This window comes from Paenibacillus sp. EKM206P, assembly GCF_011066155.1.
GTDB lineage: Bacteria > Bacillota > Bacilli > Paenibacillales > Paenibacillaceae > Paenibacillus > Paenibacillus polymyxa_D.
Genome location: NZ_JAAMNQ010000097.1, coordinates 1 through 320 on the forward strand (window position 1 = coordinate 1; position 320 = coordinate 320).

General features: G+C 54.7%; 4 tRNA genes. All 4 read left to right on the forward strand.

Annotation, left to right across the window (positions count from 1 at the left end):
- Positions 1–76 (forward strand) — tRNA-Asn (locus G9G53_RS25860).
- 3 nt (positions 77–79) lie between these two features.
- Positions 80–152, forward strand: a tRNA-Thr gene (locus G9G53_RS25865).
- Positions 153–163: 11 nt separating this feature from the next.
- Positions 164–235, forward strand: a tRNA-Glu gene (locus tag G9G53_RS25870).
- Positions 236–246: 11 nt separating this feature from the next.
- Positions 247–319: transfer RNA gene (locus G9G53_RS25875), tRNA-Val, on the forward strand.
- The last annotated feature ends 1 nt before the right edge of the window (position 320 follow it).

The window sequence follows — 320 nt, forward strand, 5'->3', positions numbered from 1 at the left end:
TCCCTGATAGCTCAGTTGGTAGAGCACTCGACTGTTAATCGAGTTGTCACAGGTTCGAGTCCTGTTCGGGGAGCCATTTGCTCTCATAGCTCAGCAGGTAGAGTGCATCCATGGTAAGGATGAGGTCACCGGTTCGAACCCGGTTGAGAGCTTGTTATAGGATGGCCCGTTGGTCAAGGGGTTAAGACACCTCCCTTTCACGGAGGTAACAGGGGTTCGAATCCCCTACGGGTCATAGGGTAGTATGGAGGCTTAGCTCAGCTGGGAGAGCATCTGCCTTACAAGCAGAGGGTCGGGGGTTCGATCCCCTCAGCCTCCAC